The 19,378-nt window shown below is 52.0% G+C and carries 14 protein-coding genes, 1 tRNA gene and 1 pseudogene; 7 read left to right on the top strand and 9 right to left on the bottom strand.

Annotation, left to right across the window (positions count from 1 at the left end; all coding sequences use genetic code 11):
• Positions 1–4: 4 nt before the first annotated feature.
• Positions 5–99, bottom strand: a tRNA-Sec gene (locus JTI98_RS04565).
• Positions 100–388: 289 nt separating this feature from the next.
• Here JTI98_RS04565 and JTI98_RS04560 point away from each other — a divergent pair.
• Both JTI98_RS04560 and yicI read left to right on the top strand, forming a co-directional pair.
• On the top strand, positions 389–1,771 hold the full coding sequence (locus tag JTI98_RS04560; protein WP_099433937.1) for a glycoside-pentoside-hexuronide family transporter: 1,383 nt from the start codon (positions 389–391) through the stop codon (positions 1,769–1,771).
• An 11-nt stretch (positions 1,772–1,782) separates the two neighbouring features.
• Positions 1,783–4,101 carry an alpha-xylosidase gene (gene yicI / locus JTI98_RS04555; RefSeq protein WP_216081973.1) on the top strand — a complete coding sequence of 773 codons (2,319 nt, stop codon included), beginning with the start codon at positions 1,783–1,785 and terminating at the stop codon, positions 4,099–4,101.
• On the opposite strand, the gene JTI98_RS04550 is transcribed toward yicI, so the two are convergent.
• Entirely contained in the window at positions 4,098–5,273 is a 1,176-nt protein-coding gene (locus JTI98_RS04550; protein ID WP_046401680.1) for an MFS transporter, read from the bottom strand. The two genes, yicI and JTI98_RS04550, sit on opposite strands and share 4 nt — an antisense overlap.
• A gap of 97 nt (positions 5,274–5,370) precedes the next feature.
• Here JTI98_RS04550 and JTI98_RS04545 point away from each other — a divergent pair, with 97 nt between their 5' ends.
• Positions 5,371–6,129 (top strand): MurR/RpiR family transcriptional regulator, encoded by a 759-nt coding sequence (locus tag JTI98_RS04545; RefSeq protein ID WP_042998650.1) that lies wholly within the window; start codon positions 5,371–5,373, stop codon positions 6,127–6,129.
• Here JTI98_RS04545 and JTI98_RS04540 read toward each other — a convergent pair.
• From JTI98_RS04540 to JTI98_RS21065, 3 genes and pseudogenes are all read right to left on the bottom strand, one after another.
• The gene (locus JTI98_RS04540) at positions 6,113–7,492 is read right to left on the bottom strand and encodes a glycoside hydrolase (protein ID WP_216081972.1); all 1,380 of its coding nucleotides are present in this window, start codon (positions 7,490–7,492) and stop codon (positions 6,113–6,115) included. The two genes, JTI98_RS04545 and JTI98_RS04540, sit on opposite strands and share 17 nt — an antisense overlap.
• Before the next feature lie 12 nt (positions 7,493–7,504).
• A complete protein-coding gene (locus tag JTI98_RS04535) occupies positions 7,505–9,067 on the bottom strand; it encodes a PTS transporter subunit EIIC (protein ID WP_044254394.1) in 1,563 nt (520 codons plus the stop codon).
• 286 nt (positions 9,068–9,353) lie between these two features.
• Positions 9,354–9,570: pseudogene (locus tag JTI98_RS21065) on the bottom strand (Tn3 family transposase); the annotation flags it as partial.
• Between the two features lie 225 nt (positions 9,571–9,795).
• Here JTI98_RS21065 and JTI98_RS04525 point away from each other — a divergent pair.
• From JTI98_RS04525 to JTI98_RS04515, 3 genes are all read left to right on the top strand, one after another.
• On the top strand, positions 9,796–10,110 hold the full coding sequence (locus tag JTI98_RS04525; protein WP_224788348.1) for a hypothetical protein: 315 nt from the start codon (positions 9,796–9,798) through the stop codon (positions 10,108–10,110).
• A 2-nt stretch (positions 10,111–10,112) separates the two neighbouring features.
• Positions 10,113–11,279, top strand: coding sequence for a hypothetical protein (locus JTI98_RS04520; protein WP_042998647.1), 1,167 nt, complete (start codon positions 10,113–10,115; stop codon positions 11,277–11,279).
• A gap of 83 nt (positions 11,280–11,362) precedes the next feature.
• Positions 11,363–11,701 (top strand): hypothetical protein, encoded by a 339-nt coding sequence (locus tag JTI98_RS04515; RefSeq protein ID WP_216081970.1) that lies wholly within the window; start codon positions 11,363–11,365, stop codon positions 11,699–11,701.
• Positions 11,702–11,869: 168 nt separating this feature from the next.
• On the opposite strand, the gene JTI98_RS04510 is transcribed toward JTI98_RS04515, so the two are convergent.
• Both JTI98_RS04510 and xanP read right to left on the bottom strand, forming a co-directional pair.
• The gene (locus JTI98_RS04510) at positions 11,870–13,603 is read right to left on the bottom strand and encodes an AsmA family protein (RefSeq protein WP_099433933.1); all 1,734 of its coding nucleotides are present in this window, start codon (positions 13,601–13,603) and stop codon (positions 11,870–11,872) included.
• Between the two features lie 121 nt (positions 13,604–13,724).
• Positions 13,725–15,116, bottom strand: a complete 1,392-nt coding sequence (gene xanP, locus JTI98_RS04505) for a xanthine/proton symporter XanP (RefSeq protein ID WP_042998645.1) — start codon at positions 15,114–15,116, stop codon at positions 13,725–13,727.
• 230 nt (positions 15,117–15,346) lie between these two features.
• On the opposite strand from xanP, the gene gltS reads away from it, so the two are divergent.
• Positions 15,347–16,552 carry a sodium/glutamate symporter gene (gltS, locus tag JTI98_RS04500; RefSeq protein ID WP_042998644.1) on the top strand — a complete coding sequence of 402 codons (1,206 nt, stop codon included), beginning with the start codon at positions 15,347–15,349 and terminating at the stop codon, positions 16,550–16,552.
• A 51-nt stretch (positions 16,553–16,603) separates the two neighbouring features.
• Here gltS and recG read toward each other — a convergent pair whose 3' ends face one another.
• On the bottom strand, positions 16,604–18,685 hold the full coding sequence (recG, locus tag JTI98_RS04495; protein WP_216081969.1) for an ATP-dependent DNA helicase RecG: 2,082 nt from the start codon (positions 18,683–18,685) through the stop codon (positions 16,604–16,606).
• A gap of 3 nt (positions 18,686–18,688) precedes the next feature.
• Entirely contained in the window at positions 18,689–19,378 is a 690-nt protein-coding gene (trmH, locus tag JTI98_RS04490; protein ID WP_058587384.1) for a tRNA (guanosine(18)-2'-O)-methyltransferase TrmH, read from the bottom strand.

The raw sequence follows: 19,378 nt of genomic DNA, 5'->3' as shown, positions 1-19,378 counted from the left end.
ACTTTGGCGGAAGATCACAGGAGTCGAACCTGCCCGGGACCGCTGGCGGCCCCAACTGGATTTGAAGTCCAGCCGCCTCACCGGAGACGACGATCTTCCGCGCCTGCATTGCTACATGGAGGCGGGGCGCATTATAGCTACTTCCTGACGTTTCCACACCCCCTCACTCACTTTTTTAACTTCCCTTTCTTCTTACCATGATCGGTTTCATATAAATCCTCATAAATTCCTCTAGTTACATTTTCTCACATCTTCTGGCGCAACCGCGATCACAGAAAACAAGAATCGTAATTTAATAACGAGATATCGGAATATCCGTCGCTAGCGCGAATGGTTTACAAAAACGGTAACCGGTACCAGTGCGCATGAGAGCGCGAAAGGATGCGTTATGACTATTCATATTTTGTCTGTTAAGGAGAAGATTGGCTACGGGATGGGCGACGCTGCCAGTCATATCATTTTTGATAACGTCATGCTGTATATGATGTTTTTTTATACCGATATTTTCGGTATTCCCGCCGGTTTTGTCGGCACCATGTTTTTACTGGCGCGCGCGCTGGACGCCATTTCAGACCCGTGCATGGGGCTGCTGGCGGATCGCACGCGTTCCCGTTGGGGCAAATTCCGTCCGTGGGTGCTGTTTGGCGCGCTGCCGTTTGGCCTTGTTTGCGTCCTTGCATACAGCACGCCGGACCTCAGCCTGAACGGTAAGATGATTTACGCTGCCATCACCTATACGCTGCTGACGCTGCTTTATACCGTGGTGAATATCCCGTATTGCGCACTGGGCGGGGTGATCACTAATGACCCCACGCAGCGTATTTCTCTGCAATCCTGGCGCTTTGTGCTGGCGACGGCGGGCGGGATGCTCTCGACCGTGCTGATGATGCCGCTGGTGAATCTCATTGGCGGTGATAACAAAGCGCTGGGATTTCAGGGCGGGATTGCAGTGCTGTCGGTGGTGGCATTCCTGATGCTGGCGTTCTGCTTCTTCACCACCAAAGAGCGTATCGAAGCGCCACCGAGCACAACCTCAATGCGCGAAGATCTCCGCGATATCTGGCAAAATGACCAGTGGCGGATTGTGGGGCTGCTGACCATCCTCAATATTCTCGCCGTCTGCGTACGCGGTGGTGCGATGATGTATTACGTCACCTGGATCCTGGGGACGCCGGAAGTATTCGTCGCCTTCCTGACCACCTACTGTGTCGGTAACCTGATTGGCTCCGCGCTGGCAAAACCCCTCACCGACTGGAAATGCAAAGTCAGCATCTTCTGGTGGACCAACGCGGCCCTGGCCGTGGTTAGCCTCGCGATGTTCTTTGTCCCGATGCAGGCCGACATCACCATGTTCGTCTTTATCTTCGTGATTGGCGTGTTGCACCAGCTGGTGACGCCGATCCAGTGGGTGATGATGTCCGATACCGTCGATTATGGCGAATGGTGCAACGGTAAACGTCTGACCGGTATCAGTTTTGCGGGCACACTGTTCGTACTCAAACTGGGTCTGGCGCTCGGTGGCGCGCTTATTGGTTGGATGCTGGCAGGCGGTGGCTACGACGCGGCGGCGAAAACGCAGAACAACGCCACCATCAACATCATTATTGCCCTGTTCACAATCGTCCCGGCCATCTGCTATCTGCTGAGTGCCGTGATTGCCAAACGCTTCTACACCCTGAAAACGCCTTACCTGAGACACATCCTCGACCAACTGGCACAGGGCGCGCGTCGCAATCAGCAGGAATTTACGCATAACGAATTTCAGAACTAAAGGAACAGAGTATGAAGATTAGCGACGGAAACTGGCTGATTCAGCCTGGCCTTAATTTACTTCATCCAGTCCAGGTGTTTGATGTGGAACAGCACGGTAACGAACTGGTGGTTTATGCCGCGCCGCGTGATGTCCGCGAACGCACCTGGCAACTGGATACTCCGCTCTTTACATTGCGTTTCTCTTCGCCGCAGGAAGGGATTGTGGGCGTGCGTATGGAACACTTTCAGGGGGCGCTGGATAACGGTCCGCATTACCCGCTCAATGTTTTACAGGACGTGAAGGTCGATATCCAAAACACCGCTGAGGTTGCTGAGCTGAAAAGCGGTAACTTAAGCGTGCGCGTCACTAAAGGTGAGTGCTGGTCGCTGGATTTCCTGCGTAACGGTGTGCGCATTACCGGTAGTCAGTTGAAGAATAACGGCTATGTGCAGGACACCACCACCCAGCGGAACTACATGTTCGAGCGCCTGGATCTGGGCGTCGGCGAGACGGTTTACGGTCTGGGCGAGCGCTTTACCGCGCTGGTGCGTAATGGTCAGACGGTAGAAACCTGGAACCGCGATGGCGGCACCAGCACCGAACAATCCTATAAGAACATCCCGTTTTATATGACCAACCGTGGCTATGGCGTGCTGGTCAACCATCCACAGTGCGTCTCGTTTGAAGTCGGTTCGGAGAAAGTGTCGAAAGTGCAGTTCAGCGTTGAGGGCGAATATCTCGAATATTTCGTGATCGACGGTCCGACGCCGAAAGAAGTGTTGAACCGCTATACCCGCTTCACGGGGCGTCCGGCGTTGCCGCCTGCCTGGTCGTTTGGCCTGTGGCTGACCACTTCGTTCACCACCAACTACGATGAAGCGACGGTAAACCGCTTTATCGACGGCATGGCTGAGCGCAATCTGCCACTGCACGTCTTCCACTTTGACTGCTTCTGGATGAAGGCTTTTCAGTGGTGCGACTTCGAATGGGATCCGGTGACGTTCCCCGACCCGGAAGGAATGATTCGTCGGTTGAAGGAGAAAGGGCTGAAGGTCTGCGTATGGATCAACCCGTACATCGGACAGAAATCGCCGATTTTCAAGGAGCTGAAAGAGAAAGGCTACCTGCTGAAACGTCCGGACGGTTCCCTGTGGCAATGGGATAAATGGCAACCGGGGCTGGCGATTTATGACTTCACCAATCCGCAGGCCTGTGAATGGTATGCCAATAAACTGAAAGGCCTGGTGGATATCGGTGTTGACTGCTTCAAGACCGATTTCGGCGAGCGTATCCCGACCGATGTGCAATGGTTTGATGGCGCCGATCCGCTGAAAATGCACAACCATTATGCCTACATCTACAACGAACTGGTGTGGAACGTGCTGAAAGAGACCGTTGGCGAAAAAGAGGCGGTGCTGTTCGCCCGATCCGCATCGGTGGGCGCACAGCAGTTTCCGGTACACTGGGGCGGCGACTGCTACGCCAACTATGAGTCAATGGCGGAAAGCCTGCGCGGCGGCCTGTCCATTGGCTTGTCCGGTTTTGGCTTCTGGAGCCACGATATCGGCGGCTTCGAAAACACCGCGCCGGCACACGTTTATAAACGCTGGTGTGCGTTTGGTCTGCTCTCCAGTCACAGTCGCCTGCACGGCAGCAAATCCTATCGTGTGCCCTGGGCGTATGATGAGGAATCCTGCGATGTGGTGCGCTTCTTCACCGAGCAGAAGTGCCGCATGATGCCGTACCTGTACCGTGAAGCGGCTCGCGCACACGAGCGGGGCACGCCAATGATGCGCGCCATGATGCTGGAGTTCCCGGACGATCCGGCATGCGATTATCTCGACCGCCAGTATATGCTAGGGGATTCAGTGATGGTGGCGCCGGTATTCTCGGAAACGGGGGAGGTGCAGTTTTACTTGCCGGAAGGACACTGGACGCATCTGTGGCACAATGACGTCGTACAGGGCAGCCGCTGGTACAAACAGCAGCATGACTTCCTGAGTCTGCCAGTGTATGTGCGTGGCAACACCCTGTTGGCGCTGGGCCGTAATAATCAGAAACCAGATTACGCGTGGAACGAAGGCACTGCTTTCCAGTTGTTCGCGCTCGATGAGGGACATGAAGCCGTGTGCGACGTCCCTGCTGCTGACGGTTCGGTTATCTTTACGCTGACTGCTAAGCGCAATGGCAACACCCTCACCGTGACGGGCAAGGGGGATGCGCACGACTGGACGTTGTGCCTGCGTAACATCGCGCAGATTAGCGGTATTCGCGGCGCTTCACACCGGGGAAGCGAACTGGGTGTGATGGTGACGCCGCAAAGTCATGAGATCGTCATTTCGCTTTAAGTTGATGTACCGAGGGGGTGGAGGTTTAGCCGCCCCCACAGCGCCAGCAGCAGATACAACGCGACCGGTAATAGAAAGCTGAACCGGAGGTTGAGTCCATCAATACAAGCAGCCTGCAGTAAGGGTATAACCGCACCACCAATCCCGGCCATCACCATTGCTGCGGCAGAAATATTGGCGATTGCCGGATTTTTGTTGATGGTGTGCCCGAAGATAATCGGATAGAGAATTGAGTTTCCTAAGCCGGTCAGGATAAGCAGATAACCGCCAGTGGTATTGTTCAGCCATATCGCCATCATCACCGCCGTTGCACAGGCCAGCGTCGCCATCAGAAACGGCGTGTAATTGCCTGTTTTGTCGGCGAGAAAACCATAAAGAAAACGACCCGCCAGCGCACCTCCCCAGTAAAAAGAGACCAGCGACATCGCAACAGTAGTGCTCCAGCCGCCGATGGTGATGAGATATTTTACCAGACTGGTCGCAAGGCTCACTTCGACGCCGACATAGATAAAAATCGCCGCCACACTGAATAACAGTTCTCTGTTCTTCCAGGCGTTATACGTTCCTGACGCGGCTTTTTCCGGGCGCGCCACATCCGGCAGGCGGATCCAGAAAACCCCTGCAATCAATGCCAGCGAAAAGCAGGCGAGGCAAAGCCAGAGCGCACTGATAGGTTCTTCACGCGCCAGGATATCGATAGGGGAAAACGCCAGGAGGAGCGCAACCAGCATGGGCGCCAGCGTGGTTCCCAGCGAATTAACCGCAGAGGCCAGACACAGATTGCCAATGCGTTTGTGCGGTGCGCTGAGCAATGTCAGATAGGGATTCGCGACAACCTGCATCGCCGCCACGCCCGTCGCCACGACAAACATCGCCAACAGTGACAGGGCGAAGGAATCCAGCTGCAACGCCAGAGCGAACAGCAGGCATCCCGCAACCGACAACGTTAACGACAGCAGTAACACCTTACGGTACCCTTGGCGTTCAATCAGCATTGAACAGGGCAGACAGGTCAGAAAAGGGGCCACGTAAAAAATAACGGTAATGAAAATAGACTGCGACCACGACAGATGGAAATACTGATAGAAAAAGATGATCAGCACGCTGTTAATGGCGGTTATATTGCCCCATAAGAAAAATATCATGGCGAGTAATGTCAGATTTTTATTCATTTCTTTTTTTAATATGAAATTGTGATGAAGTGACCTGTTGCACAGACCGTTTACTTTAAAAAATGATAAATTTATTCTGCACTCACAGGAGCAGAAAATGGAACTGGAAAATGTATTTCGTGATGTAAAATTAAGTAAGACAGAAGTTACCGTACTGCGCTTTATTCAGAATAATCCAGAACAATGCATTCGTGAGGGTATCCGCACCGTCGCGGAACACTGTTACAGCAATCCGTCATCGCTGGTCCGTCTGGCGAAAAAGCTCAAATTTAGCGGCTGGCTGGAGCTGGTGTATTTCATTAAATTTAATATCACAATGCCAAAACTTGATGTGACCAATGATATTAACTTTATGAATGTCCAGCCAACCGAAAACCTCGCGTTGCTATTAAATCGTCTGCAGCACGACCGTATTCTTATTCATGGCAGCGGTTTCTCACAACTGATTGCGCAATATATTTATAATAAATTCCTGGTGATTGGCGTGAATGCCAGTCTGGCACTTTGGCCGGACTACGAAATACTGGAACAAAAAACGGCTGCAAAATTCGATTCTATCTGGCTGGTGTCTAAATCAGGTCGCAGCAGTTCGGCATTAAATTGGGTCAAGGCGCTGGAAGGTAAAAATACCGACCTTGTCTGCTTTACCGGTGACTATCAAAGCCCCCTGGCCCAGGCGGCAAACACCGCCGTCATCATTCACGATCCGCAAAAGTTTGATGATGATATCTACTGGAGCAACCCTTTCTTTGGTTACTGCATCCTGGGATTCGAACATTTGCTGAAGCTCTGGTTTATGCAAAATCCGGGCGGGGCGCCACTCGACGCCCCGGGAACGATCATTTCCAGTCGCTAAACTGTGCTTCGTCGAGATACTCGCCAACCAACTTTTCGGCCAACGACCAGGAGCCAATCAGCGGATGCGCCATTAATGCGCGGATTGCCAGAAATTTATCTTTGCGCATGATGGCGTCCACTGCCAGACGTTCGTACTCTTTCACGCAGGAGATCATGTTTTTCTGCGCATCCGGTACGTGAACAGGCGTCACCGGTTTCAGCCCTTCTTTGCTCAGATCACAGCTGATCTCAATGACATCATCCGGGCGTAAGAAATCCAGCGTGCCATTGTTTTGCAGTGAGACAACGATGCGTTTGCTGGTGGCGCTGTTCACGGCTTCGAGAATATCCAGCGCCACCCCTGCGTAACCGCCGCTATCCGGTTCTTCAATAAACTGTTGCAGCGTTAGTGGCGTGCGGGTGTTGAATTTTTCCTGATGCGACTCACTCTGCATATAGCTATTTTCGCGGCGCAGATAGTGTTTCATCCAGATATCGAATGCGGCTTCCGGGTTTGCCTGCGCATCCACATTCTGCAGTTCCTCGCGCATTTCCTTGTTGATCCGCGCGATAGCTTCACCGCGCGTTTCCGGTGCATCCTGAATCGCTTTCAGCGCCACTTCGCGATAGTAGTAGTAATAGAGATATTCATTCAGTAATTGCTTGTCGCAAAGCTGAACCAGCACCGGTGAGAAGTACTGCATCGCCGTTTTGCTGTACAGTGCCGGGTTGCTCACCAGTTTGTCGGTGACGTCCTCACCTTTCACGGTGAAATGGGTAAACCACGAGAAGTGGTTCAGACCATAGCACTCCACTTTCAAATCCGCTTCGTCGCAGTTGAGGATGGCAGGCAGTTCGCGAATCAGCTCTGATGGCGCGTCGCAAATGCCATAAACCCGACGTTTGAACCCGGATTTAATGATCGCCTCGGTAACCAGTCCGGAAGGGTTAGTAAAGTTGAACAGAATGGCATCGGGTGCGGCATGTTCTTCAACCAGACGGCAGTAATTGAGAATGGCGGGAATTGACCGCATCGCCATCGCAAAACCACCCGCCCCGGTGGTTTCCTGACCTAATGTGTTATGGTTGAGCGCGATACGTTCATCGCGCACACGGCTTTCATCGCCGCCGACGCGTAGCGTAGTGATGACATAATTGCTGTTCTTTAACGCGGATACCGGATCCGTCGTCAGGCTGAAACGAATATCAGGTCGAATCGTGGCAAAAACATAACGGGCGATTTCGCCGAAAATTTTCAGGTTCTCTTCTGCGTTATCGAGGAACACCACTTCCTGTAAACCAATACGATGCGCATTATAGGCCAGAGATTTCGCCAGGAACGCGGAACGAACGCCGCCCCCGCCTAATACGGTTAATTTCATAACAACTCCTGATTAATTATTTGCCAGCCAGTTATCTACCCGGGCTCGAACCTGTCCAACCCTCACACCGTAAATAACCTGAACTTCATTTTGATTACGCACTACGCCATTGGCGCCGGTACTTTTTAATAAGGCTTCATCAATTTTGTCAGGATGATGGAGCGCGACGCGTAATCGGGTAAAACAGTTATCAACAGAAATAATGTTCTCTTTGCCGCCTAAGCCTTTAATGATCTCATCGGTGACGGCCTGACCTGCTTTGGCCTTTTTATTGCGGTAATCTTCTTTACTGTAGAGTTTCACTTCGCCGTCATCTTCGCGCCCTGGTGTTTTCAGGTTCAGCCTGATGACCAGCGTACGGAAAATGACGTAGTACGCGGCGAATTGCCCGATACCGATTAGAACGTATAGCGGCCAGCGGGTGAGGGCTGCCGGCAACGGCAAGTTATATATCAGAAACTCAATGAGCCCGGACGCGCCCCACGGACGAACCGTCAGCAGATCGCAAATTGCCTGAGAGGCGGCGGTCAGCGTGGCGTGAATCAGCCATAACAGCGGCGAAATAAATAAGAATGTAAATTCAATCGGTTCGGTAATTCCGGTGAGGATAGAGGTAATAATAGCGGGCAACAGAATCGCCTTCGCCATCATTTTCTTCTCCGGCGTGGCGGTGTGGTAAAATGCCAGCGCTGCACCGGAGAGACCAAAGATTGTCGTCATGCCCTGCTGGGAAAAGCGCAGTGCTTCGTTCATTACCGGGGTGAGATCCGGATGGCGCATGTAGGCCAGGAAGATGGCCTGCGTCCCGGAGACCACCTGCCCGTCAACGTTCAGAGTGCCGCCAATCTGGGTCAACTGGAAGGGAGACCAGACAAAGTGGTGCAGTCCTGTTGGGATCAGGAATTTTTCAAAGAAGCCGTACACGAAGACGCCTGCCACCCCGGCGTTTTTCATGAAACTGGTTAATGCCGCGATGCCGTGCGTGATGAACGGCCAGAACCAGGTAAAGGCAATGGCGTAAAAAAGGATCACCGGCGTCATGGCGATTAAGGTCAGTTTTGCGCCGCCGTACATCGAGAGTGCGCCCGGCAGCTCTATTTCAGAGACTTTATTATGGACCCAGGCAATGGTGCAGCCGAGAATAATCCCTAAAAAGATCCCCATATCAACAACGACAAAACCTAAAATTTGCGTTTGTCCGGTGCCATAATATTCACCATTGACCTTTTCAGCGATGCCGTGAGTATATTCCAGCCAGGAGTGATTGGCGCCCAAAAACATAATAAAGCACATGACGGCAACCAGCGCGACTTCGGTTTTTTTATCTTTCGCCAGACCATAGCTGATGCCGACACAGAAAAGCAGTCCCAAGTTGCCAAATAATGGCCAGAAGGTGTCACCGAGGAGTTGACCTATTTGATGCAAAAAGCTGGTTTCGGAAATAAGCGTCGGGTTAGTTAATATTGAGCTTAATGCCAGGATTAAGCCTATAACAGGTAAGAACAAGACCGCCCCGATCATTGCTCTGGAGAATCTTTGCATATCCGCCAGAATACGTTGACGTATTACAGACATGGCTATTCCTTTATTTTATGTAGGGTGTTTGTAATTATTAAATAAGACTTCCAACGTAATTGTTATAACAACTCCCGGTGGGGATGAAAACCTGTTGCGGAAAATAGGCACAAATAGCCGATAAATGAATACCTGTTTCGCTTTCATAGGGGCAGCTTGGAGAACGAAACTTACCGTAAGCAGTTATATGTTTGTTTTTTCAGTATAATCAGCTGTCAGATTAATATGCTACTAGCCTAATGGCGACAAATGTGACAGCAGTTTTTCTTTGTTATTCAGTCTTTTATGCATTACAGGTTTCACCTTTATCCCAACCCGCCAGTACCTGCCAACGTGGTAGAGGAGTACGGAACCAGTCGAGCATAAACAGGATTCGCTCAATGCGGCCAACTTTTGCAAGTCCAGTTTGTTTGGGATTGCCGACAAGCTTTTTTTAGTATCAGGGATGCCATTACGGTTCCCTGCTTTGCCGAGGACGCCAGGTGTACTACTTCACTCCAGTGAATTTTCATCTCTTCTAGGTTCACACTGCTCAGGAATATCGCAACTGAGGCATAGGGCATTGATACACTTTCCCTCCGAGTTGATTTAGGGAATCGACGGAAGATCTGTTCACCGACCGGGTAAAAGAGCTGCTGGAACAGCTCGTTCAGAATCGATTAATTTTGGTTAAGTCGTGATTGTTGTATAATATCGGTAGACATAACTGCTTATATATTGAGGGATTAATGATGGCAGCGGCACTCATTTGTTTGGGTGATAAAACGAGTTATGGAGAAATCATTTCTGTCACCGCGTCCCGGTTTGAGGTAAATAAAGCAATAGCCAGGATCGGCGACAAGCTATCATGCAGTATTTGTGATGGCTACTTTGAACTGATGGCTCAGAACTGGACCGAAGAAGGGCTAACTTATGTTGCCACGGGTGAGAGTATTGTGCCATTACCCAGACCATTACGTTTTCTGCTCTGCCACACAATACACCTGCCCAATGCGGAATACATTGACTTTTCACAATGCCCGTCATATTTATTAATGGATTAATTATGGCAATTTATCAACTCAGTACCCGTATCAATTCTAATGTCCCGGCTGATTCACTTCTGTATGACCTGCAAATTTACCGCATGGACACTGAAAGGAATAAACACCTTCTTGTGGATGTGCAAAAACAGCAGTTTCTCGGGAATTATGAAACACAGAAGCATATGACCAGAAATATAAATGAATCACTCTCGACTATTTATATTATGGAAATGAAGGTTTATCGAAAAACGATGTTACATACGCACTGTGTAACGCCTGTTCCGTTCACTAAGATGTATACATTGGAAGAATTCGCGTCAGGCAAAGCCTTGTCTTCAGTCAAGCGGGAGAACCCTTGTTATTTTGAATCAAAAGGAACCATGAAGCCTGAAGGTCAAGGGGGTGAAATAAAGCAAATTAAAATCACTATCCCAGAACGCCCATTTATTGCTAGAGAATATCCTATCGGAACTCCTCTGGATCCGTTTGAAAAAAACAAAATTGAAGCAGATATTCAGGATAGATTCTGCAATCTCTCTTATCCTTCTCAATTAGGGGCTAGTCTGTGTGGTCCTGCTACTTTTTTTTACTGTCTGCAAAAAGATCGCCCTGATGTTTATGCACAGGCTGCTCGTGAACTTTGGCGATATGGTAAAACCAGAATCGGTGACCTTAAGATAGAACCTGGTGAGGGATGCCGCCATCCTGCGGGTCAGTTTTATGACAATATCTCAGGACTTGACTGGATGACGCTTGCAGGCCTAAGGGATTCAGAAAATGCGATATTTAGTTTTGATACCCTTGATTCCCCTGTCGCCGGTGTTACCTTGTGGCATACACTAACAGACTGGTTTGAAAAAGCAGGCTATGAAAAAGTATTTAGTAATGTCGGCGTTTCTCAGGTAGGAGTCCAGGGAATCAATGCGTTAAATAAATATGTTGCACAGGGATATAAAGTAGTCACGCTTATTAATGATAGTTTGTTAAGAGACAGTTCTGCCGAGCATACTACATATCCGACTCACTGGATTGTCTGGAATGGCCCTGTGACTCAGGGGAATGACGGCTTTGTTAATTTAAGTCTATTCTCATGGGGTGAAGTGTCAGAGCAAATAAAATCACAGAAAGATCTATCATTCTTTATTCGTCGGTTCTTTGGAGGGGTGGTTTTTAAACCATTGAAATAATCATGTTATATTTTCGTTTTTTCATAATCATATGCCTGGTGTCTCTTTCAGGGTGCAGTATTTTAAGTCCAAAGGCTGAATATATGGCGAATAACAAAATATTACCAGAAGCCGAAGTAGGCAAACCATATCTTTATAAAATTAAAATCTTGGGCGGACGTGTTTTTGGTGGAGTACAAAGAAAAGCAGGTGTTATAGAACCTGATGATACAGGGATTTTTTTACGTAATTGTCGATTACCTGACTCAGTGATTACAGCTGATACAAGGGATACTAAGGATCATAACTGTATTGAAGTCTATGGCATACCCACAAAAACGGGCGCTATAAAAATAAATATTAGCGGTGGAATATATGGAAGCATGATCGCTCCAGCTAGCTATTTCAGTAAAGATTATACGTTAAATATAGTGAAGCCCTGAAGCAGAAAGGAGCTTCTTAAAAGAGTTTGGTATGAACACTGAACTGCCCCATCAAGATATGAGAGGGTAAAAAACAATCTTGATATGCAATAATTTTTAATATCCAAACCGCCCCCTCAGAGACAGAACGCTCCCGGAGAATGAATATCCGGGAGCGCTAAGGAGAGATTATGGCGTAACGGGCGCGGGGGAAACGGGGGCAGGTTCGGTCGACGTCACTTCACCCGCGGAGACGACTCCGGCCTGCATGGTTTGCGTGACCTGCTGTTTATTCGCATTCACGGCGTGCAATTGCCCATTCACTGTGGGCTTGAGCGGCGCGTCTGCCTGCACCGTTCCGCTGGCTGTCAGCTGGATATTACCGTCACCGGCGATCGGCAGTGCCGGCCAGCCCCATTGCTGTAGAACGTTCACCGGGACACCGCGGCCATTCAGGCTGATCTGTGTCTGGCGCGGCGGTAACTGTGACACGCTGGCGGTCGCTTCCAGAATCCCTCTTTCCGTAAAAGCGCTCAGTTCGCTGATATTTACCGTGCTGGCATTGGCGGCTAAAGACAAGGAGGGGCGGCGCACGTCAACGCGGTTGAAGGTGGCGGCGGCGGCATTCAGGGTCGCGTTTCCACTCCAGACGCCCCATTTCTGGTTCTGGACCAGCCCCAGATTCGCGCCATAACCATCCAGCGCGGTCAACTGCCACGGGAATGTCGGGTCGATATCAATCACCAGGTTGCGGCTGGCAGTAAATTTCTTCAGCGTCAGGCTGTTCAGCCATGTCGGCAGCGGTTGCATCCAGCGCTGTTTCCAGTTTTCCGGCAGGGTGTACTCGATGCCCGCGATGGCTGCGTCATCGAGGATAAGGGCTTTACCTTCCCGCAGCCAGTTGCCGGAAGTCCTGACCATTCCGCCTTCCCAGCGGGTAGTGAACTGGCGCAGCGCGATACCTTGCGGCGAAAACTCGGCATTCAGAATAGGGTCGAACAGATGCAACGAGCCAAAAATGAACTCGCTGGCATTCATCGACAATTTGCCTTCCTGCGTCTGCCAGTCGTCTTTGCTGAAAGTCAGATTGCGCAAACTAAGGTCAAGGTCAGTGACCGCCCAGTCCGGTCCCTGTAGACGCGCGTCAGTGACCTCAAGGCGATTAATCTGTAGCGATGGAATGGCGTTCAGCGGCGCGAAAAAGTCGGCCAGCGATTTATCGCTTTGCAGTCGGATGTCGTTCAGCCGCAGATTCTCCACCATCCAACTGCCATCAGCATGGCGTTTTGCCACACCGGTTAACGCACCGCGCGCGATATCTGCGCCGATAGTGCTTAATGTCACCTGTTCGTTATCGATACTGCCTTCAATCAGGACGTTGGCAGCAGGAACGTCATTTAATGTCAGAGAACCCGCGCTGAGCTGAATCTGCGCTTTGCTGCCGAGCACTTTACCGGCTTCGGGCAGCCAGGGAATGATGCCACCATTAACCCGCTGAGCGCTCAGATCCCACTCGCTGCCCGGGCTATTAAGCGCCATATCCTGCAACTGCAGGCGGTCAGACTGAAAGGGGAGCGGTGCCGTCTGAGGCGAAATATTAAGGGTACCGTTTTGCAGCAGGATCGTATCGACATGCCGTGGATGTGTCAGTTGGCGAGTACTCAGCCCAATATCGACCGCTTTTGCCACGAGCGTGGCTGGTTGACCATCACGCCCAAAGGTGACGTTTTTCAGCAGGATATGTGAAGGAGAAGAAAAACGATGGTCCATCGCCTCAAAGGATAACTGATAGTCGCTGTGCTCAGATATCAAGGCACTGATGTGTTCTGCGCCCCAGCGCGTTTGCAGCAGGAAATAGAGGCCGAGAATCACCACCAGAAGGGCGATCAGTACATAGAGAATCAGCTTTCCAATAAATTTCATGGTCTTCCATCCTGCGAAGGGCACATAGTTGAGTTATGCACGATTTACGCGCAATCCTCAAGGCAGGAATCGTGAAAGAGTATGATAGCGACGGTGAATTTGAATCACCGTCGCATAGCCTTTACTGCTTTTCAGGCGGGAAAATCAGGTTCAGTACGATAGCGGTGATACCACCCGCAGCAATACCGGAAGAGAGCAGGTTTTTCACCCAGTCAGGCGCGAACTGGAGGATCAGCGGCTGCTGAGAGACGCCAAGACCAACAGCCAGTGACAGCGCAATAATCAGGATCGCGCGGCGGTTCAGGGGTTCGCGGGAAACAATCCGCACCCCAGACGCCGCGATAGTCCCGAACATAACCAGCGTCGCCCCGCCGAGTACAGGCTCAGGGATATGCTGCACAAAGCCGCTCACCGCCGGGAACAAACCGAGCACGATCAGCATCAGCGCAACCACAAAGCCAACGTAGCGGCTGGCCACGCCGGTTAACTGAATGACCCCGTTGTTCTGTCCGAAACAGGAGTTTGGGAAAGTGTTAAAGACCGCAGAGACGAAGGAGTTCAGGCCGTTTGCCAGCACACCGCCCTTCAGACGCTTCATGTACAGCGGGCCAGAGACGGGCTGTTCGGAAACGTCGGACGTTGCGGTGATATCGCCGATGGTTTCCAGCGAGGTAATCATAAACACCAGCATCAACGGCAGTAGCAGATTCCAGTCAATGCCCAGCCCGTAGTACAACGGCGTCGGCACCATGATCAGATCCTGGGAGGCTGGCGCGTTGTTTTCCGGCAGCATGCCCATAAACCATGCCAGCGCATATCCCGCCGCCATAGCGATCACCAGTGAAGCCACGCGCAGGTACGGGTTACGCTGGCGGTTGAGCAGAATAATCAGCAGCAGCACAACGCCTGCCAGCATCAGATTCTTGGGCGCTCCAAACGTGTTGTCGCTCATCGCGGCATAACCACCACCGATGGACGTCAGCCCCACCTGAATCAGCGACAGACCGATAATCATCACCACTACGCCCGAGACCAGCGGGGTGATGATACGACGCGCGAGATGCAGAATCCGGGAGAGCACCATCTCCGTGCAACTGGCCAGCATCAGGGTACCAAACAGTGCCGCCATCATTGTGGGGACGTCTGCACCGCCGGTTTTCAGTGCGGTACCGCCCATAATCAGCGGTGCCACGAAGTTGAAACTGGTGCCCTGAATCGATAACAACCCTGAACCCACCGGACCCCAGGCTTTAATCTGAATAATGGAGGCCACGCCAGAGGCGAACAGCGACATACTGATAATGTGTTGTGTATCCTGAGCCGGTAACCCCAGCGCCTGACAGATGAGCAGCGCCGGCGTAATGACCGCAACGAACATCGCCAACAGATGCTGACAGGCGGCAAACAGGGTTTGCGGAAGCGGCGGGCGATCTTCAAGACGATAAATCAGTTCGCTGTTTTGAGTCTGCGCAACCGGTTGCGCATTTTCCGACTCGAGGGTGTTAACAGACATCAATGATAATCCCGTGATGACAAAGCGGGCATTTTATCTGACCAGATGGTAAAAGCAAACGTTTGCGAGTAGGTATTCTTAATATTTAAAATAGATGAAATCACATTTTTATATAACTTTTCCCTCTTTTCTGCTTAAAATCCATGCCGAATTACTACTAAAAGCTAAAAATATCCGCAGGAATAAGACATCAGTGCGTAACTGATTCAGACGTACTCAAGGAGCTTTGTATGTTTCAACTCGATACCTTATCAACCCTTGTTGCCGCAACGCTGACGTTGCTACTGGGGCGTAAACTGGTTCAGTCAGTCTCCTTCCTCAAGAAATATACGATTCCTGAACCCGTTGCTGGTGGGTTGCTGGTCGCATTGGCCCTGTTAGTACTGAAAAAGAGCATGGGCTGGGAAGTGAATTTCGATATGACGTTGCGCGATCCGCTGATGCTGGCGTTTTTCGCCACCATCGGTTTAAACGCCAACATCGCCAGCTTACGGGCGGGCGGTCGCGTGGTGGGAATTTTCCTGATCGTCGTCGTGGGGTTGCTGCTGATGCAAAATGCCATCGGCATTGGGATGGCCAGCCTGCTGGGACTTGATCCACTGATGGGGTTGATTGCAGGTTCGATCACGCTGTCTGGTGGCCACGGTACTGGTGCCGCCTGGAGCAAGTTGTTTATCGAACGCTACGGCTTTGCTAACGCGACGGAAGTGGCGATGGCGTGCGCCACTTTTGGTCTGGTTCTTGGTGGGCTGATCGGCGGGCCTGTGGCACGTTATCTGGTCAAACACTCCACCACGCCGGACGGTATTCCGGACGATCTGGAAGTGCCGACCGCCTTTGAAAAGCCGGACGTCGGGCGCATGATCACCTCGCTGGTACTGATTGAAACCATTGCGCTTATCGCCATCTGTCTCACCGTGGGTAAGATCGTTGCGCAATTGCTGGCGGGGACAGTGTTTGAGCTGCCCACGTTTGTCTGCGTGTTGTTTGTCGGCGTGATTGTCAGTAACGGCCTGGCGCTGGTAGGTTTTTATCGCGTTTTTGAGCGTGCAGTCTCTGTTCTCGGGAACGTCAGCCTGTCGCTGTTTCTGGCCATGGCGCTGATGAGCCTGAAGCTGTGGGAACTGGCTTCACTGGCGCTGCCGATGCTGGCAATCCTGGTGGTGCAGTCCATCTTTATGGCTCTGTACGCGATATTTGTCACCTGGCGAATGATGGGCAAAAACTACGATGCAGCTGTGCTGGCGGCGGGACACTGCGGCTTTGGTCTGGGGGCGACGCCAACCGCGATTGCCAATATGCAGGCGATTACCGAACGTTTTGGTCCATCCCATATGGCGTTTCTGGTGGTGCCGATGGTCGGCGCGTTTTTCATTGATATCGTCAACGCGCTGGTGATTAAATTGTATTTACTGTTGCCTATTTTTGCGCAATAACGAGAAGGTGCGGTGGTGATGAACCACCGCGCTTTTGCATCGCCATCAGGATCAGGCGTTAGAATAGCGTTCTGTTTCAGGCATCCAGCGTTCGATTAACGCTTTTGCCTCTTGTGGGTAACGTTCATGAATATGACGAGCAATACGCTGAACTTCCGGAATAATGGCCTGATCTCGCAGTAAATCCGCCACTTTGAATTCGGCATTCCCCGTCTGCCGTGTACCCAGTAATTCACCGGGCCCGCGAATTTCGAGATCTTTTTGCGCAATCACAAAGCCATCGCTGCTGTCGCGTAACACCTGCAGGCGTTTCTGGGCCGTTTTCGATAACGGCGACTTGTAGAGTAGTACGCAGTGTGAGGCCACCGCGCCACGGCCGACGCGTCCACGTAGCTGGTGTAACTGTGCTAAACCGAGACGTTCCGGGTTTTCGATGATCATCAGACTGGCATTGGGGACATCCACACCGACTTCAATCACCGTGGTGGCGACAAGCAGGTGCAGTTCGCCCTGTTTAAACGCCGCCATCACCGCCTGTTTTTCGGCAGGCTTCATGCGCCCGTGGACCAGGCCGACATTCAGTTCTGGTAACGCGAGTTTTAACTCTTCCCATGTGGCTTCAGCGGCCTGCGCTTCTAACAAATCAGATTCTTCAATCAGCGTACAGACCCAGTAGGCCTGGCGACCTTCCTGCGTACAGGCGTTGCGCACGCGGTCAATAATATCGCTGCGACGCGTATCCGGAATGGCAACCGTTGTGACGGGAGTGCGTCCGGGGGGCAGTTCGTCAATGACGGAGGTATCGAGATCTGCGTAGGCGGTCATCGCCAGCGTCCGAGGAATAGGCGTAGCGGTCATGATCAACTGATGCGGATGGAAACCCTGTTGCTGGCCTTTTTCCCACAGTGCGAGGCGCTGATGCACGCCAAAACGGTGCTGCTCGTCGATGATGACCAGCGCAAGACCGTTGAACTGCACCTGTTCCTGGAAGATCGCGTGCGTTCCTACCACCATTTGTACCTGTCCGCTGGCAATCGCATCTTGTTGCGCCAGACGCGCTTTGCCTTTCTGCTTGCCCACCAGCCAGCCGACTTCGACACCCAGTGGAGCAAACCAGTTACGGAAGTTGTTGGCATGCTGCTCCGCCAGTAGCTCGGTCGGGGCCATCAGCGCGACCTGTTTTCCATGCGCAATCGCTCGCAGAGCGGCGAGTGCGGCTACCAGCGTTTTACCGGAGCCGACATCACCCTGCACCAGACGCATCATGGGGATATCGAGCGCCATATCGTGCTCGATTTCCGCTACCACTCGGGCTTGCGCGCCAGTCGGCTTAAAGGGCAGCGAGGCTAACAGTTGATTTTTCAGCGTGTCGTTGGCGCTCAGCGGTTGGGCATGAAAACGCTGCGCGCCTGCACGAAGCGCCAGCATACTCAGGTTATGCGCCAGCAACTCTTCCAGAATCAGACGACGTTGCGCCGGGTGCTGTCCGGTTTCGAGATCGCTTAACTGGAGCGTCGGCGGTGGGCGATGCAGTGTGCGAAGCGCTTCAGGCAGACTGAGCATGCCCTGCAACAATTCCGGCGGTAAGAGTTCGGCAATGGCGCAGGTATCCAGCAGATCCAGCGCCTGATCGGTGAGCTTGCGCAGTGTTGCCTGTTTCACCCCTTCGGTAGTGGGATAAACCGGGGTGAGGGTTTCCTGCAATGCTGGTGTACTGAGATCGCCCTGGACACGGTATTCCGGGTGGATCATCTCTGCGCCGTACTTCCCGCGCTTCGCTTCGCCATAAGCCAGTACGCGTCGTCCGGTGGCGAGGCTGTTTTTCATCGCCGCGCTGAAGTTGAAAAAGCGCATTGTCAGGATGCCGGTACCGTCGCTGATCTGACAGGTCATCATCCGGCGACCCCCGAAAGTGATGTTACAGTTCAGCACTTCCCCTTCGACAGTGGCGTATACGCCGGGCAGCAGTTCGCCAATGGGATAGAGTTGGGTGCGGTCTTCATAACGCAGAGGGAGATGTAACAGCAGATCCTGCACGGTGTGCAGACCAATTTTTGCCAGTTTGCTGCTCTGCGCTGCGCCAACGCCCGTTAGTGAACTGAGCGGGACAGCATCTAACAGGCGCCCACTCATGATTTACTTCGCCGCCTGCATGGTGGACCACCAGGTATCATCGGCTTCAATCGCACCTTGCTGATTGATATGCGGATAGGGCAGCCCTTTGCGTTTGGCGACTTTCGCCAGTACCGGATAGCCGCCTTCAAACAACAGGCGCTGCTGTTCGCCTTCCGGCAACATGCTGTTTTCGCGCAGATACATCCCGGCATTCTGCCGTTGGCGCTGCGCTTCATACAGAATCAGCGCTGAGGCAACGGAAACGTTAAGCGATTGAACCATGCCGATCATCGGGATGATGATATCCTGATCCGCCAGGTCCAGCGCTTCCTGGGTAATACCCGTTTTCTCCTGCCCCATCAGGATACAGGTCGGACGTGTGTAATCGATTTCGCGGAAATCGACGGCATTATCAGAGAGATGAGTTGCCAGAACCTGCATGCCCCGGCCTTTTAAATGCGTGACGGCATCGCCAATTGTGCGGTGGGTTTTCACCTGCACCCAACTGTTGCTGCCGGCTGCTGCTGAGGCCATGGTGCGCATACGACTGCCTGGCCAGACGGCGTGGACTTCGTGGACGCCGACGGCATCTGCGGTACGAATAATCGCAGAAACGTTATGAGGTTTGTGGACCTGCTCCATGCAAACGGTCAGGTCCGGCTGGCGCCTGGCGAGCATCTCACAAATACGAGCATAGCGCTGTAGGTTCAT

The organism is Citrobacter sp. MGH 55, assembly GCF_016906145.1.
In the GTDB taxonomy this organism is placed as follows: domain Bacteria; phylum Pseudomonadota; class Gammaproteobacteria; order Enterobacterales; family Enterobacteriaceae; genus Citrobacter_A; species Citrobacter_A amalonaticus.
Note: the sequence above shows the minus strand (reverse complement) of the source record. Positions and strands in the feature narration are given on the sequence as shown.